Genomic DNA, 14916 nt, shown 5'->3' with positions numbered 1-14916 from the left:
CCGACATGAAAATGTAGACGCTGCGGACCAGCATGCCTTCGCGGCGATGACCGTTCCGCCGCTCCCCCCCCACCACCACCTTGTAGGAAAATTCCGATGCATGATCCGATGACCGTTCCCAAGCAAGAACGCCACCGCTGCGCGCGGATGGCGTTGAGCTGGATTGCACTGCTGCTGTTGTGCCTGGCCTGCCTCGCCCCCGCCGCGGCCGCGACGCGAACCTTTTCCCATCCGGGCTTGCTGCACAGTGCGCAGGACCTGGCCAGGACCCGCGAAAAACTCGCCGGCGGGCTGCAACCCTGGCAGGCTGGGTGGGACCGCCTGGCCGCCAACCGGCATACGGCGCTGACCTGGAAACCGAACCCGGCGGCCGTCATCTACCGCGGCTACGACGGCAAACACGCCGAGAACTATCCGCAGCTGTATGAAGACGCGGCCGCCGCGTATGCACTGGCCCTGTACTGGACGCTCAGTGGCGACACCCGCTATGCCGACAAGGCCGTGGAGATCATGAACGCATGGTCGTCCACGCTCACCGCGATCCACGGCACCAGCGACGCCGCCTTGGTCGCCGGCATCCAGGGCTACGAGTTCGCCAACGCCGCCGAACTGATGCGCGGCTACCAGGGCTGGACCAGCACGGATTTCGCGAGCTTCAAGCAGATGATGCTGACCGTGTTCTATCCGATCAACCATGACTTCCTGGTCCGCCACAACAATCGGCAAATCGACCACTACTGGGCGAACTGGGACCTGGCGCAAATGAACGCGATCATGGCCATCGGCGTGCTGACCGACCGCTCGGATCTGTACGACGAGGCGGTCGATTACTTCAAGCAAGGCGCCGGCAACGGCAGCATCGCCCATGCGGTGTGGAAGCTGTATCCGGACCTGGGCATGGGCCAGGTGCAGGAAAGCGGACGCGACCAGGGCCATGCCACGCTGGTGATCGCGCTGCTCGGCTCGCTGTGCCAGATGGCCTGGAACCAGGGCGACGATCTGTTCGGCTACGACGACAACCGCGTGCTCAAGGGTGCCGAATACGTTGCCGCCTACAACGTCTGCGACACCAACAGCAACGGCGACTGCGACAACACGCTGGTGCTGCCCTACACCACCTACACCAATAGCGACGTGACCCAGACGACGCTTTCGGCAACCGCGCGCGGCACCATACGCCCGGAATGGGAGCTGCTGTACAACCATTACGTGGTCCTGAAAGGCCTGGACGCGCCGTATGTGACCAGGTTCGCCAAGAAGCTGCGTGCCGAAGGCGGCGGCGGCGACTATGGCAGCACCAGCGGCGGCTACGACCAGTTGGGTTACGGCACGCTGATGTACAGCCTGCAGCAGACCCCGTAAGCGCCATCCGGCGGCGCTGCCTGGCAGCGTCTGCCGCTCGCAAGCTGTCTGAAGCGTGAGCGGCGGCGCCAGGGCGCGCCGCCGTCTCACCGCCCAGCGCCGCTTGCGTGCTAGCGTGCCCCCCCATTGCAGCCGGCGCTGCATAGCGATTCCCCAACACCGTTGATGAGGATCAAGGCCATGAACGCAGCAGCGAAGCCCACCTGCCTTCTCGTGCGGCCCGGCAATCTGTATGCAGGCAAGCAAGGCCTGAGCTATTTCGAGGGCATTGCCGCCGAGACCGTCGGATCGACCGGCATCTGCATGCATCTGCTGACCATTCCACCGGGCGGGCGCGCCAAGGCGCATCTGCACGCGTCGCACGAAACCGCGATCTATGCGCTTTCCGGCGAGACCCACTGCTGGTACGGCGAGCAGTTGCAGGAGCACACTGTGGTCCGCGAAGGCGAGATGTTCTACATCCCTGCAGGGGTGGCGCATCTTCCCGCCAATCTCAGCGAGCGTCCGGCGACGATGGTCATCGCGCGCACCGATCCCAACGAACAGGAGAGCGTGGTGTTGCAGCCGGAGCTGGATCGGTACGCACCGCAGTGAGCGGGCAGCGGCCCGCGGCGCGGCGCTAGCCGATCACCCGCTTGAACGGCGGCAGCGCATCGATGATGCGCTTGCCGTAGCGCTTGGTCAGCAGGCGCGAATCGAGGATGATGACCCGACCATGGTCGCTGGAACTGCGGATCAGGCGGCCGGCGAACTGGGTCAGCGTGCGCAGCGCGTGCGGCACCGCGATCAGGTTGAAGGCGTTGAGGCCGCGGCTTTCGAACCACTCGCCGAGCGTGGCGGTCTGCGGGTCGGTCGGCACCGCGAACGGCACCTGGGTGATGACCACGGTGGTGCAGGCCTCGCCCGGCAGGTCCAGGCCTTCGCCGAAGGAATTCAGGCCGAACAGCACCGAGCCTTCGCCGGCGCCGATGCGGCGCATGTGCTCGCCGATCATCTGCGACTTGGAGCCCTCGCCCTGCACCAGCACCCGGTTGCGCTGCGCGATCGGCAACAGGTCGGCGACCTTGAGCATCTTCCAGCGCGAGGTGAACAGCACGATCGAGCCCTTGCCCCAGTCCAGCTCCTTGACCAGGTAGCGCGCGACCTCGCGCGGATGGCCGTCGCGGTCGTCCGGCGCCACCGGAAATTTCGGCACGATCAGCTCGGCCTGGTTGGGCAGGTCGAACGGCGAGGACAGCGACACCATCTCGGCATGCGCGGGCAGGCCGTTGTCGATCGCCAGCGCCTGGAAATCGCCGCCGCCGGTCAGCGTGGCCGAGGTCAGCACCGCCGAGTCCACTTCGCTCCACAACAGCGCGCGCAGCACCTGCGCGGCCGACACCGGCGAGCAATGGCAGACCAGGTCGGCATCGCGCGAGGCGGTGATCCAGCGCGCCATCGGCGCCTGCCCGTCCTGGTCCTCACGGCGCCAGCCCAGCCATAGCGCGTATTGCTGCTCGACCATCTCCAGGGCCATGCCCAGACTGCGCTGCAGGCGTTCCTTGGCCGCGTCCTCCTGCTTGGACTTGGCCACCAGCTGATGCGCGGCCTGCACCCAGTTGAGCAGCGCGGCGGTGTCCTGCGCCTGCGCCTCGATGAAGGGTTTCCAGTCCTCGGGCAGGCGCCCGTTGGGCGCGCGCCACATCGGTTCTTCCTGGCCCGGGTCCGGCACCCAGGCGCGTTCGATCTCGGCGCGGAAGCTTTTCAGCCCCTTGCTGACCTGGGTCGCCAGTTCGATCGCTTCGTTCGGCAACTGGTTGCCGATGGTGTCCTTGTCGGCCAGCCGGTAGGCGGCGCCGACCAGCGCCTGCAGGCGGCCGGTGCGCCGCGCCATGTCGTCCAGCGCCAGGTTGGCCGCGCCCTGGTCGATGGCGACGCCGGCGATGTGGTGGCCTTCGTCGAGCACCAGCAGCATGTCCGCGGGCGGTGCGATCAGCGGCTGGCCGTTGTCGCTGTCGCCCAGCGCCAGCGCCGACAGCAACAACGCGTGGTTGGTGACCACGATCTGCGCCTCGCGCACATCGCTGCGCGCCTTCAGCACCGGGCACTGCACCGCGAACGAGCAGCGGCGCCCGGCACAGCCGGCGGCATTGGTGGTGATGCGCGCGCGCAGCGACGACGGGATCGGCTCCGGCGCGGTGTCCAGATCGCCGTTCCAGGTCTTGTCGGCGTAGGCCTTGGCCAGGCTGCGCGCCTGCTCGGCCTCGGCCGGGCTCAGCGGGCGGTCGTACAGCGGCGCCTCGTCCTCGAACATGCTGTTCTGCGCGGCTTCGCCATGCAGCTCGGCGACGTTGCGCGCGCACAGGTAGCGGGTGCGGCCCTTGGCCAGCGCCACCGTCGCCTCGATGCCGGTGGCCTTGAGGAAGGCGGGGATGTCGCGTTCCACCAGCTGCGACTGCAGCGCCACGGTGCCGGTGCTGATGACCAGCTTCTTCTTGCTGGCCAGCGCGATCGGCACGCCGGCGGTGAGGTAGCCCAGGCTCTTGCCGACGCCGGTGGGCGCCTCGGCCACGCCAACACCGCCGGAAGTGCCCAGCGCGCGCGACACCACCCCGATCATCTGGCTCTGCGCGCGGCGCACGCGGAAACCGGGCGTGTTGGCCTGCAGCTTGGTGTAGGCGTCGCGGATCGCCAGCTTCAGCGGCTCGGTCAGCTGGCGCTGGGGCTTGTCGGCGGCACGGGCCGCGGCCGCTGTGGCGTCATCGTTCATGCCGGCATTTTCTCACGTCTGGTCGCAGCCATCGCGACCCGGCGTGCATCTGCCGCTCGGTCAGTCCGGCGCCGCCGCGCGCTTGCGCGGCAAGGTCAGCCACAAGGCCTGCAGCAGCAGCGCCACGCCGATCGCCAAGAGCACATCCTGCAGCAGCTTGATCGCCGTGTCCGCCCACATGTCGCCGGAGAAACCGGTGATCAGCCGCACCACGCTCACCGCGGCCACCAGAAACAGCGGCAGCAGCACGTTGCCGAGCAGCACCACCACCCCCCACTGCAACAACGTGCGCGGGCGGCCGGGTGCGCAGCGCAACAGCAGCAGGAACCCGAGCAGCAGGACGCCGAACTTCACGGCCAGGCCGACGCTGCCGGCCACCAGCGCAAAATCCACGAAATGGTCAAGGCGCATCGCGATCGTTCCAGCTACGGTAGGCGTCGCCGATGGTAACAGCGCCCAACGCTGCAGCGTCCAACGCCGGCGACGCGCCTAGCGCGGCAAGGCGAGCCGCAACGCCAGCACCACCAGCAGCATCGCCACCGCATGCAGCAGGGTGAACACCGCCTGCAGGATGCCGTACCAGGCCGCGTAGCTGGAGAAGGTCCCGCCCTGCGCGATGACCCACATCGGCAGCAGCGAGGCCACCGTGCCGCACAGCCCGCCGAGCAGCAGCAGGCTCAATCCCCACAGCCCCAGCGTGCGGGCGCGGCCGGGGCGGCGCGTGGCCAGCAGCACCAGGCCGGTGCCGAGCACGATCAGGATCGGCAGCTGGAAGCCCACCGTGGTCAACAGCTGCATCGCGAATCCATCGTCCATGGCCATCTTCATCGAGCTAGGAAAGGAAGCGCCGCGGCGCCGGACTCAGTCGGCGCTGACCAGCACCGCGTCGCGCGCGCGCAGCGCGGCGTAGACAGGGTCGGTATCCGGGCGCACGCCGTGCCAGCGCTCGAAGCTCTCGGCCGCCTGCTCGACCAGCATGCCCAGCCCGTCCACGGTATCGCGGCAGTGCGCCGCACGCGCCCAGGCCAGGAACGGAATCGCGACCTCGCCGTAGTTCAGGTCCACCGCCAGGGTCATGCTGTTGACCAGCGACAGCGGCAGCGAGAAACCCGCGCTGGCGTCGCGGCCGGCGGCGGTGGCATTGACGATCAGTTCGAAGTCGCCCTGCTCGCGCAGGTCTTCCCAATAGCGGGACACGGCGCGCGCCGGATCGCCCAGCGCATCGACCAGCGCGTCGGCGCGCTCGGGCGACCGGTTGACGATCAGCAACTGCTGCACGCCGGCCTCCAGCAGCGCCGGCGCCACGCCGCGCGCGGCGCCGCCGGCGCCGAGCAGCAGCGCGCGGCGGCCGCGCAGATCCAGGCCGTTGCGCCCGGTCAGGTCGCGCACCAGGCCGGCGCCGTCGGTGTTGTCGCCGTGCCACTGCCCGTCCCGGTAGCTGAGCGTGTTGACCGCCCCGGCGCGCTGCGCGCGCTCGCTGTGGATGACGCTGAGCGCATAAGCGGCTTCCTTCAACGGCAGGGTCACGTTGGCGCCCGCGCCGCCTTCTGCAGCAAAGGCCGCCAGCGTCGCCGCAAAGCCGTCCGGCACGGCGTCGATCGCGTCGTACTGCAGCGCGATGCCGGTCTGCTTGGCGAAGTCGGCATGGATGCGCGGCGACAGCGAATGGGTGACGGGATGGCCGAACACGGCATAACGGGATGTGGGCATGGAACGCTCGTTGGTTGTTTTAGACTGGTCGCGACATCCGAAGGAATCCGACATGCGGACCCCCGCCCTGCCGCTCGCGCTGGCCGCGAGTTTACTCTGCGCGCCGTCGGCGTTCGCGCTTTCCGAGTTCGGCATCGAGGGCATGGGCGTGGTCTCGACCAAGGCCAGCGAGATCCGCGCCAGCGTGGCTGCGGACGGACAGCGCATCGTCTGGGCCAGCCCCGACCGCACCGGTGGGCCTGGCGGCGGCGACCTGTGGCAGGCCACGTTGCGCGATGGACGCTGGGTCGACGCGCAACCGTTGCCGGCACCGCTGAACTCGCCCGGCGCCGACAGCGACCCGTTCTTCAGCGCCGACGGACACTGGCTGTACTTCGCCTCCGACCGCGCCGGCGGCCACGGCGGCAGCGACCTGTACCGCGCGCCGGTGCTGGCCGCCGGCCGCTACGGCCCGCCGCAGAACCTGGGCGCGGCGGTGAACTCGCGCGGCGACGAGCGCGCGCCGACGCTGTCGCTGGACGGCACCCGGCTGCTGTTCGCCAGCGACGGCCACGGCGGTGCCGGCGGGATGGATCTGTTCGTGGCGCGGCTGCAGGGCCAGGCCTTCGGCCAACTGCAGGCGCTGGATGGGATCAACAGCGCCGACGACGAAACCGATGCCGCCTGGCTGGGCGACGGCCGCGCGCTGGTGTTCGCGCGGGCACGCAAGGCGCAGGGCACGCAGTTGTCGCTCGCGCAATGCGCCGGCGGACACTACGTGCAGCCGCAACCGCTGGCGCTGTCGTTCAACAGCGCCGACGGCGACACGCGCGGTGCGGTCGTGGATGCCTCCAAGCCGACCGAGCTGCTGGTGATCGGCAGCGCGCGCGCCCCGAAGGCCGGCAAGCTCGACGTGTACCGGATGAAGGCGCCGGTTGCGAGCGGCAGCGGCGATTGTGCGGGTGAGCGGTGATTGGCGATGGTTTCGAGAGCGGATCGTGTGGGTGCCGGAAACCGCTTGCCGCACATTCGTTGCCAGCCGCTGCCGCAGCGGTGGCCACACTGAGCGCCGAACCCTTGGTCGCGGCTGAAGCCGCTACCATGGAAGCAGCGGGCGCGCTCTGCTCTTTGTAGATACCTTCTTCGGCCGCGACAGACGCAGCGGTGGACCACTCAGCGGGCGTCGGGACTGAAGTTCCTCCCACAGTGCACCCAGCCGGCCGATCGCCAATCCTTGTGGGAGCGGCTTCAGCCGCGACAGGCACAGCGGCGGAAACAACGCGATCGGGTTCGGTCCGGGCCAAGAACTCCGCCCGGATCGTTGCAACCGCATCGGCCCATCTCAATACACATCGCGCCGATAGCGCCCGGCCGCGCTGAGTGCATCCAGCGCATCCTCGCCGAGGATCTCGCGCAAGGCCGCATCCACCCCGCGGGCCATGCCGTCCAGGCTGCCGCAGACGTGCAGCGTGGCGCCACGCCCCAGCCAGGCGCGCACTTCGTCGGCGGCGTCGCGCAGGCGGTCCTGCACATAGACCTTGCCCGGCTGGTCGCGCGAAAACACCAGATCCAGGCGCTGCAGATGGCCGCTGTCCTGCCAGGCGCGCAGTTCCGCGCCGAACAGCGCATCGTGCGCGGCGTTGCGTTCGCCGAACAACAGCCAGTGCCCATGCACGCCGGCCTGTTCGGCCTCGCGCAGCAGGCTGCGCAGGCCGGCGATGCCGGTGCCATTGCCGATCAACAGCAGCGGCGCATCGCCGTGACGGCGGAAACCCGGATTGGCGCGCACCCGCGCCTGCATCGCGGCACCCGGTGGCGCATGCAGGCACAGCCAGCCCGAACCCACGCCGGCACTGCCGTCGCTGCAGCGGGTCAGGCGCACCACCAGGTGCAGCACAGCGTCGGCCGGCACCGAGGCGATCGAGTATTCGCGTAGCGGCAGCGGCGGCAGCGCATCCAGCCAGGCCTGCAGATCCTGCGGATGCGCGGACGGCGGCACCAGCGCGCGATCGGCCAGCGCCGCCTGCAGCGGCACCGGCACGCCGCCGGCGCGCACCGGCGTGTCGGCCGCCAGGCCATGCGCGGCAAGCCAGGCACGTACGTCGTCCGCCGCGTGGCAGGGCTGCACTTCCAGGATATCGCCCGCCTGCCACTGCGCCTGCGCCGGCGGCAGCAGATCGACGCGCCACACCGGCGCGCCGGCACTACCGGGGTTGAGCAACGCGCGTCCGGCCAGGCGCCACTCCAGCGGCGGCGGCGCCTGCAGTTCCGGTGGCGCCTCGGCCACGCCGGTGACCGCGGACAACTGCCGCTGCCACTGCGCCAGCGCCTGCGGATCGGCGTTGTCCACCTCCACCGACGGAAACAGCGCCTGCGCGCCCTGTGCAGCGAGCCATTGCTCCAGCCGGCGCGAGAACCCGCAGAAGCGCGCGTACTGGCGATCGCCCAGCGCCAACAGCGCGTAGCCCAGCTCGGGCAGGGCCTGCGCCTGCCGCAGCACCGTCTTCTCGAAGGTGCGGGCCGGGTCCGGCGCTTCGCCGTCGCCGAAGGTGCTGACCACGAACAACGCACGCCGTGCACGGCGCAGCTGCGCCGCATCCAGTTGCGCCAGCGACTGCACCTGCACCGGCACGCCGGCCGCCTGCAGCTGGCCGGCCGCCTGCCAGGCCAGCCGCTCGGCGAATCCGCTCTGGCTGGCGAACCCCACCAGCCACGGCTCGGCGGCCGCCGCCGCGGGCGAGGCCAGACCGCGCCGCGCATCACGCAGCGCGCGCTTCTTGCGCCGCCGGTCCAGGTACAGCAGCCAGCCGGTGACGAAGAACAAGGACATGCACAGGCTCGCCAGCATCGCCACCACGCGCCCGGCCAGGCCGAAGAAACTGCCGGTGTGCAGGGCGAACACGCTGCTCAGCAGCTGCCGCCCCAGCGGCTGCTGCCGATAGTCCAGGCGGCGCACGATGCGGCCGCTGCGCGGATCGATCTCCAGGCCGTCGAAGGCCCGGCTGTGCACCGGATCGGCGGCCAGATAACGTGCGGTCAGCGGCTGGCCGGGGCGGCCGGGCAGGCGCAGGTCCAGATAGGCGCGGCGCACGTCCGGCAGCGCGTCGAGCGTGGCCTGCAGCCGCGCATAGTCCACCGCCGGCGGCTTGCCGCCGCGGCCGCCACCGCCGCCCTCGTTGTCCGCACGCTCGCCGCCGAGCACCGCCACCAGCCCTTGCCGGTACCAGTCGTAGGACCAGTACAGGCCAGTCAGGGCGATCAGCAGATAGATCGCCAGGCACCAGGTGCCGATCACCGAATGCAGGCTCCACAGGAAACTGCGGCCCTGCCGCTTCCATTCCACCACCCACCACGCGCGCCAGCTCCACCACTGCCGCGGCCAGCGCAGATACAGTCCGGACAGGCAGAAGAACAGCAGCGCGATCACGCAGGCGCCGGTGACGGCCTTGCCGCGTTCGCCGGCCAGTAGATGCCGATGCAGATCCTCGACGAATTCGAACACGCCGGTCAGCCGCGGCTCCGGCACGGTCTGCCCGGTATAGGGGTCGAAGTACAGGCGCCCAGCGTCGCGGCCGGCCAGGCGCACGTTGGACGGACGCGTGCCGGTGGGGTCGATCAGCAAGCGCGTGGTGCGGTGCGAGCCGCCCAGGTCCAGCCGCCGCACCAGTTCGGCCAGCGGCAGCGGCGACTCGCCGGCCGCATGGCGCGCGGCCACCTCGGCCAGCGGCGGATTGGCCCAGCGCACGATCTCGTCCTCGAACGCCAGCGTGGCCCCGCTCAGGCCCATCACCGACAGCACCAGCCCGGCGCTGATGCCGAACAGCCAGTGCAGCTGGAACAGCAGCTTCTTGGTCACGGCGCAGGACACGTTCGAAAGGCGGCCGCGCATTGTAAATGAGAACGCTTATCGGATCCGCCTCGGCGCGACCCGCGCCGTCTACCCGTAAGTGTGACCGGCCGCTCATTTGCCATGCGCGACACATCGAGTCGTCACCGTAACGACATCGCCCCTGGCCAGTTTCTTCACTCCCCCTTGGCTAGCGAGGTACGCGATGTCCTTCTCCCTGCGCGGTTGTCTGGTTCTGCTTGCGTTGTTCACGGCCCAAACGGCGATGGCCGCCACCAGTTGCGCCACGCTGTACGCAGGCGGCAAACCGCCGAGCGTGGATGCCTCGCTGACCGCCCGCACCACCGAGGTCTGCCACACCGAATACGCGATTCTGGCCTCGGGCGTGACCAAGGGCCCGCTGTACTCAGCCGAGCACCTGACCGACCAGCAGGTCGCCGGCGCCGAGGCGATCGGCCGGGTCGGCTCGTTCCACGAGGAAACCGCCATTCCCGCCGCCGACCGCTCCAAGAGCTCGGACTACACCAACACCGGCTTCGACCGCGGCCACATGACCCCGGCCGGCGACGCCTCCACCGAAAGCACGGAGAAGGAAACCTTCTCGATGGCCAACGTGGTCCCGCAGGACCACAAGCTCAACACCGGCGAGTGGGCGCGCATCGAGGAGCAGGTGCGGCAGCTGGCCAAGCAGCGCGGCGAGATCTACGTGGTGACCGGCCCGGCCTTCGACAGCAACGCGACCACCATCGGCACCGACAAGGTGGAAGTGCCGGAGTACGTGTGGAAGGCGGTGTACGAGCCGGGCGTGGGCGCGGCGGCATACCTGTGCGTGAACGACGACAGCATCAGCTGCGACGTGGTCTCGATCGACGACGTGATCACCATGGCCAGCGTCGATCCGTTCCCGTCGATCGCCGCGGCGATGAAGTCCACCCCGATCGCGTTGACGCTGCCTTGAAAGCAGGGATTCGGGATTGGGGATTGGGGATTCGCCGCGTCGCCTGCTGAGGCTGTGTCGATCCCGTGGGCGTATGTGGAGTTGCGGAAGCGACTTGCACTCGCGCGAACAGACCGCATCTGCGCAGACGGGCGGCTCGCCCCATCGAATCACCAGCGAATCGCCGCGCACGTCGCTCAGGCCACGTGCGCGGTCATCGCCTCCGCCAGCGCCGCGAACACGGCGCTGCAGGCGGCACTGCCGCGCAGGTCCTGGTGCATGGTGATCCAGGTGTCCAGGCCCACGCGCACCTGCTGCGGCAACACCGGCAGCAGGTGCGGCGTGCGCCGGGCCAGGGCCACCTGACAGAAGCCGATACCGCAGCCGGCGCGGATCAAGGCCAATTGCGCCACGTCGCTGTCGGCACGCAGCGCGAACGCCTCGCGACGCCACAGCGGCAACCCGGCACGTGCGGCCCGCAGGAACGGCGTCTCCACGTCGAAGCCGATCAGCGAATGCTGCGCCAGTTCGTCCAGGTGGTGCGGCGTGCCGTGCCGGGCCAGGTAGTCCGGATGGGCGTACAGACCGAGCGCGACTTCGCCGATGCGGCGGGCGATCAGCAGATCCTGTTGCGGCCGGGTCATGCGCACCGCCACGTCGGCCTCGCGGTGCAGCAGGTCCTGCACGCGGTTGCTCAGCACCAGTTCCAGCCGCAGCTGCGGATGCGCCAGGCGCAATCCGGCCAGCACCGGCGGCAGCACTTCCGCGCCGATCACCTCGCTGGCGGAGATCCGCACCGTGCCCTGCACCGCCTCGCCGTGGCGGCCCGCCGCACGCTGCAGCGACGCGGCGATGCTGCCCATGGCCTGGGCATGACCGCGCAACGCCAGGGCCGCGTCGGTCGGCAGCAATCCGCTCTGCGAGCGCACGAACAACGGCACCGCCAGCGCCTTCTCCAGTGCCGCCACATGCCGTCCCACGGTGGGCTGGGTCAGGTCCAGCGCGCGTGCCGCCGCAGACAGCGATCCCTCCTCCAGCACCGCGAGGAAGGACCGGTACAGCTCCCAACCGATGGCGTTGTCCATACATAAATGTATAGCCGATGGCCGATGTTCGCCAATTCCTTCGCTATGCGGCGGCGATCACACTGATCGCATTCCCCACAACGGAGCACCCGCATGACAACGACATCCACCGCCCTGGTCCTGGGCGCCAGCGGCGGCATCGGCGGCGAACTGGCGCGCCAGCTGCGCGACGCCGGTTGGCAGGTGCGCGCCCTGCAGCGCGGGCTTGCGGCCGCCAGCGAAACCCGCGACGGCATCCACTGGCTGCGCGGCGACGCGATGTGCCGCGAACACGTGCTGCAGGCCGCACGCGGCTGCGCGGCGATCGTGCACGCGGTCAATCCGCCCGGCTACCGGCGCTGGGCCGAGCTGGTGCTGCCGATGATCGACAACACCATCGCCGCGGCCTGCGCCGAAGGCGCGACCATCGTGCTGCCGGGCACGGTCTACAACTACGGCCTCGATGCCTACCCGGCGCCGGACGAAGACGCGCCACAGACGCCGACCACGCGCAAGGGCGCGATCCGGGTGGAACTGGAGCGGCGCCTGCAGGCCGCGACCGCGCACGGCGCGCGGGCGATCGTGGTGCGCGCCGGCGATTTCTTCGGCCCACGCGTGGGCAACAGCTGGTTCGCGCAGGGCCTGGTGAAACCGGGGCGCCCGATCGCCAGCGTGACGCTGCCGGGAGCCCCCGGCGTCGGCCACCAATGGGCGTACGTGCCGGACGTGGCGCGGACCATGCTGCGGCTGCTGCAGCAGCGCGCGACGCTGCCGGCGTTCGCGCGGCTGCACATGGACGGACACTGGGACGCCGACGGCACGCAGATGGCCGCGGCGATCGCGCGCGTGCTGCACCGCCATGGCATGGCGCCGCCGAAGACCCGCCGCTTCCCGTGGTGGCTGCTGACCCTGGCCGCACCGGTTTGGCCACTGGCGCGCGAACTGCGCGAGATGCGCCCGCTGTGGCAGCATCCGCTGCGCATGCGCAACGCGCGCCTGCTGCGCACGCTCGGCGAAGAACCGCATACGCCGCTGGACGCGGCGGTGGAGGCGACGCTGATCGGGTTGGGCTGTCTGCCGGCGGCGGCCTCCGCGCCGGTGGCGCATCCGTCCACACCGTCGTCCGCGTAAAGACGGCGCCTATGCCTGCAGGTTTGTCTCTGCGTGCATCATGCATTTCGTAGAGACCGTCCTCCCCTCTAACAGGCAAGGGCCTTTTGAGGATCGAAGGGGGTGCGAACCGGCTTCCGGGAGGCGTAGGTTTCTTCCAGCAGCGGGGCCAACTGCTGAGTGCATGGCGTCTTCCTGGCTGGTACTGCCGTTGGTGCCTGCATTGGCGCAGGACGTCAGCGGCAGCATCGCGACTGCGGCCAACGCCCGCAATGCAGCGATCTGCTCAACATGACGCGTGACATGGTGATCTCCTGTTGCCGCCGATCCAACATGCGTAGCGCCGGAGAGCATAGAACGGAACTTGGTAGGGCAAGAGCGGGGAAGTCGACGCTTCCCCCACAGTATTCAAATCGCGACAACATCATTCGAGCGGCCTAGGCGAAGGCCTCCGATTCTTGGCAAATGTCTGGTAGAGCGAAGCCGTACGCTCATCCGCAGCGACACGTTCGACACCGTTCAGGCCCTGCAACGCCATGCCTGCCGACGCCTTTCCGTCACCCAGCAGGTAAGCCAACCGCAAATAAGCCGCACTGTGGACCAGGTTCTTTTGCTTCGTCTCGGCGCCATAGACGTCGGACAGCCCGTAATACGCGTACAGGTTGCCCGACATCGCCGCATCTCGAAGAACGCCCAGGCCTTCGAAGAAGCGACCGCCCTCGATCGCGGTCTTCCTGCCATAGATCACGGTCGCGAGCGTATTGCCAGCTTGCGTCTCCGCTTTCAGCTGCGACAGCCCCATCGCTTCCAGGCGCGCGAGTTCGGCTTCCGTCGGATAGCCATGAGACAGCAGCCACTGCGCTTCCGCCTCGGAGTTGGCCACCAAAGGCCCCCTGACCCTGCAGGCACCTGCACCGCCCTGGCAAAGATACTGCTTGGCGTCCTGGCGATGCGTCGGCGCCTGGGCACGTTCTTGATGCTCTGGATTCGCGGCGGAACGATATTCGCTTGCATGGACTGCGGATACGGCGACCTTCGACTGCGACGTTGCGGAAGCGCTCTCGCCTGCAGGTCTATCTGCTTTTCCATACGCGGCGAGCACAATGGAAAGTGCGGCCATACACAGAACAACGTCCTTTTTCATCAAATCACCTGGTAAGAATCGTATTGCTTTTCCTGGAAGTCCATCCGCTCGTTCGAATCCAAGCCGTCATCAAGCGGAAAGCATTCAAACCGCCCGGCAGTTGCTATCTGCGGCACGTGCCTGCCGCTGCTGTTCTTCTTGCTGTTGCGCCAGCGCCTGCGCCTGGTTTAGCACCTGGGTTTGATGAACGCTCTCTTTCGCAGGAGGAATCCTCTGCGACAAATCTACGACTGCTCGAAATCCTGGGGTGGTACCGACAACATACATCTTATCTCCTGCCAACCTAACATCCGCCACTTTTTCGGCAGAGTTGATATCGACCTTCTTCGCACCATGAAGTGCTGCGGCTAACGCGTCATCAGAAATATACCCAGGAATCCGATCCAGCAACTTCTCAAACATTTCTCGGTCGGATGCGGAGAGCGGACTTATCGCTTGAGCCTGCTCCGGTGTCCGATCGGAGTTTTGTGCGTGGCTCGCGTAGTGAGCGGAGCCAAGTTGCGACCATTGGGCCGAGTGCTGTTCGACCGTAAGCGCCAGCGCGGCGCTTACATCGACATAACGACGCTCCTCTTCACCGTTATAGTGCGTCAACCATCGCACAGCCTCGATGTTGCCACTCTGTCCCTTCTCAATGTGGTGGACGCTAAACTTGTCGCGCTCGCTCATCACCGCGAATGCGGCGGCGAATTGCTCGCTGTGCGTCCCACTCTCGATTCCATGCGTCACTTCAAATCTTTGGACTATTCCCAATGCGCTCCGATAGTCGTGGTTGCCCGGATGATGGCTATCGCGCATATCGGTTGAGGCGTGATTTCTTCTTTGCTGGTTCATGCAGGAGCAGGCTGCTCCGGAAGATTGGGCCTATGGTCGGGATGATTCGGATGACCGGGCGCGGCAGGTGGTAGCGGAGCTTGATACGCAGGGCGACCGTGATCGCCGTCTAGCTCACGGCACGGCAAAGGGGGCGCAAGGTCCAACGTTGGCGGATCGATATTCCAGTCTGCGGCAGAC

Annotated in this window: 13 protein-coding genes; 5 read left to right on the top strand and 8 right to left on the bottom strand. The window is 68.3% G+C overall.

Features of this window, described 5'->3' with window-relative positions; all coding sequences use genetic code 11:
- Window positions 1-108: 108 nt before the first annotated feature.
- Both NRY95_02140 and NRY95_02135 read left to right on the top strand, forming a co-directional pair.
- Window positions 109-1362, top strand: coding sequence for an alginate lyase family protein (locus NRY95_02140; protein ID UYC16807.1), 1254 nt, complete (start codon window positions 109-111; stop codon window positions 1360-1362).
- 165 nt (window positions 1363-1527) lie between these two features.
- A complete protein-coding gene (locus tag NRY95_02135) occupies window positions 1528-1956 on the top strand; it encodes a cupin domain-containing protein (protein UYC16806.1) in 429 nt (142 codons plus the stop codon).
- A gap of 25 nt (window positions 1957-1981) precedes the next feature.
- Here the strand turns inward: NRY95_02135 and dinG are convergent, their stop codons facing one another.
- The 4 genes from dinG to aroE all read right to left on the bottom strand — a co-directional run bounded on the left by dinG (window position 1982) and on the right by aroE (window position 5821).
- Window positions 1982-4111 carry an ATP-dependent DNA helicase DinG gene (gene dinG / locus NRY95_02130; GenBank protein ID UYC16805.1) on the bottom strand — a complete coding sequence of 710 codons (2130 nt, stop codon included), beginning with the start codon at window positions 4109-4111 and terminating at the stop codon, window positions 1982-1984.
- A 60-nt stretch (window positions 4112-4171) separates the two neighbouring features.
- Window positions 4172-4522, bottom strand: coding sequence for a hypothetical protein (locus NRY95_02125; protein UYC16804.1), 351 nt, complete (start codon window positions 4520-4522; stop codon window positions 4172-4174).
- 78 nt (window positions 4523-4600) lie between these two features.
- A complete protein-coding gene (locus NRY95_02120; GenBank protein ID UYC16803.1) occupies window positions 4601-4927 on the bottom strand; it encodes a hypothetical protein in 327 nt (108 codons plus the stop codon).
- 45 nt (window positions 4928-4972) lie between these two features.
- Entirely contained in the window at window positions 4973-5821 is an 849-nt protein-coding gene (gene aroE / locus NRY95_02115; protein ID UYC16802.1) for a shikimate dehydrogenase, read from the bottom strand.
- Window positions 5822-5873: 52 nt separating this feature from the next.
- Here aroE and NRY95_02110 point away from each other — a divergent pair, with 52 nt between their 5' ends.
- Complete coding sequence (locus NRY95_02110; GenBank protein UYC16801.1) at window positions 5874-6773, top strand: TolB-like protein; 900 nt, start codon at window positions 5874-5876, stop codon at window positions 6771-6773.
- A 369-nt stretch (window positions 6774-7142) separates the two neighbouring features.
- Here NRY95_02110 and NRY95_02105 read toward each other — a convergent pair whose 3' ends face one another.
- Window positions 7143-9656 carry a sulfite reductase flavoprotein subunit alpha gene (locus NRY95_02105; GenBank protein ID UYC16800.1) on the bottom strand — a complete coding sequence of 838 codons (2514 nt, stop codon included), beginning with the start codon at window positions 9654-9656 and terminating at the stop codon, window positions 7143-7145.
- A gap of 196 nt (window positions 9657-9852) precedes the next feature.
- Here NRY95_02105 and NRY95_02100 point away from each other — a divergent pair, with 196 nt between their 5' ends.
- Window positions 9853-10605, top strand: a complete 753-nt coding sequence (locus NRY95_02100) for a DNA/RNA non-specific endonuclease (GenBank protein UYC16799.1) — start codon at window positions 9853-9855, stop codon at window positions 10603-10605.
- A gap of 176 nt (window positions 10606-10781) precedes the next feature.
- Here NRY95_02100 and NRY95_02095 read toward each other — a convergent pair whose 3' ends face one another.
- Complete coding sequence (locus tag NRY95_02095) at window positions 10782-11669, bottom strand: LysR family transcriptional regulator (protein ID UYC16798.1); 888 nt, start codon at window positions 11667-11669, stop codon at window positions 10782-10784.
- A gap of 93 nt (window positions 11670-11762) precedes the next feature.
- On the opposite strand from NRY95_02095, the gene NRY95_02090 reads away from it, so the two are divergent.
- Complete coding sequence (locus NRY95_02090; GenBank protein ID UYC16797.1) at window positions 11763-12779, top strand: NAD-dependent epimerase/dehydratase family protein; 1017 nt, start codon at window positions 11763-11765, stop codon at window positions 12777-12779.
- A gap of 403 nt (window positions 12780-13182) precedes the next feature.
- On the opposite strand, the gene NRY95_02085 is transcribed toward NRY95_02090, so the two are convergent.
- Window positions 13183-13902 carry a hypothetical protein gene (locus NRY95_02085; GenBank protein ID UYC16796.1) on the bottom strand — a complete coding sequence of 240 codons (720 nt, stop codon included), beginning with the start codon at window positions 13900-13902 and terminating at the stop codon, window positions 13183-13185.
- 84 nt (window positions 13903-13986) lie between these two features.
- Window positions 13987-14736: a hypothetical protein gene (locus NRY95_02080; GenBank protein ID UYC16795.1), complete on the bottom strand. Its 750-nt coding sequence runs from the start codon at window positions 14734-14736 to the stop codon at window positions 13987-13989.
- Window positions 14737-14916: the final 180 nt, after the last annotated feature.

Source organism: Xanthomonas campestris pv. phormiicola (assembly GCA_025666215.1).
GTDB classification, from domain to species: domain Bacteria; phylum Pseudomonadota; class Gammaproteobacteria; order Xanthomonadales; family Xanthomonadaceae; genus Xanthomonas_A; species Xanthomonas_A campestris_A.
The sequence above is the reverse complement of the archived record's forward strand: the minus strand, read 5'-3'. Positions and strand labels throughout refer to the sequence as shown.

Excerpts from the sequence above, each read along its gene's own strand:
- NRY95_02140 (UYC16807.1), top strand. The coding sequence starts at position 109 with ATGACCGTTCCCAAGCAAGAACGCCACCGCTGCGCGCGGATGGCGTTG.
- NRY95_02135 (UYC16806.1), top strand. The coding sequence starts at position 1,528 with ATGAGGATCAAGGCCATGAACGCAGCAGCGAAGCCCACCTGCCTTCTC.
- dinG (UYC16805.1), bottom strand. The coding sequence starts at position 4,111 with ATGAACGATGACGCCACAGCGGCCGCGGCCCGTGCCGCCGACAAGCCC.
- NRY95_02125 (UYC16804.1), bottom strand. The coding sequence starts at position 4,522 with ATGCGCCTTGACCATTTCGTGGATTTTGCGCTGGTGGCCGGCAGCGTC.
- NRY95_02120 (UYC16803.1), bottom strand. The coding sequence starts at position 4,927 with ATGGACGATGGATTCGCGATGCAGCTGTTGACCACGGTGGGCTTCCAG.
- aroE (UYC16802.1), bottom strand. The coding sequence starts at position 5,821 with ATGCCCACATCCCGTTATGCCGTGTTCGGCCATCCCGTCACCCATTCG.
- NRY95_02110 (UYC16801.1), top strand. The coding sequence starts at position 5,874 with ATGCGGACCCCCGCCCTGCCGCTCGCGCTGGCCGCGAGTTTACTCTGC.
- NRY95_02100 (UYC16799.1), top strand. The coding sequence starts at position 9,853 with ATGTCCTTCTCCCTGCGCGGTTGTCTGGTTCTGCTTGCGTTGTTCACG.
- NRY95_02095 (UYC16798.1), bottom strand. The coding sequence starts at position 11,669 with ATGGACAACGCCATCGGTTGGGAGCTGTACCGGTCCTTCCTCGCGGTG.
- NRY95_02090 (UYC16797.1), top strand. The coding sequence starts at position 11,763 with ATGACAACGACATCCACCGCCCTGGTCCTGGGCGCCAGCGGCGGCATC.
- NRY95_02085 (UYC16796.1), bottom strand. The coding sequence starts at position 13,902 with ATGAAAAAGGACGTTGTTCTGTGTATGGCCGCACTTTCCATTGTGCTC.
- NRY95_02080 (UYC16795.1), bottom strand. The coding sequence starts at position 14,736 with ATGAACCAGCAAAGAAGAAATCACGCCTCAACCGATATGCGCGATAGC.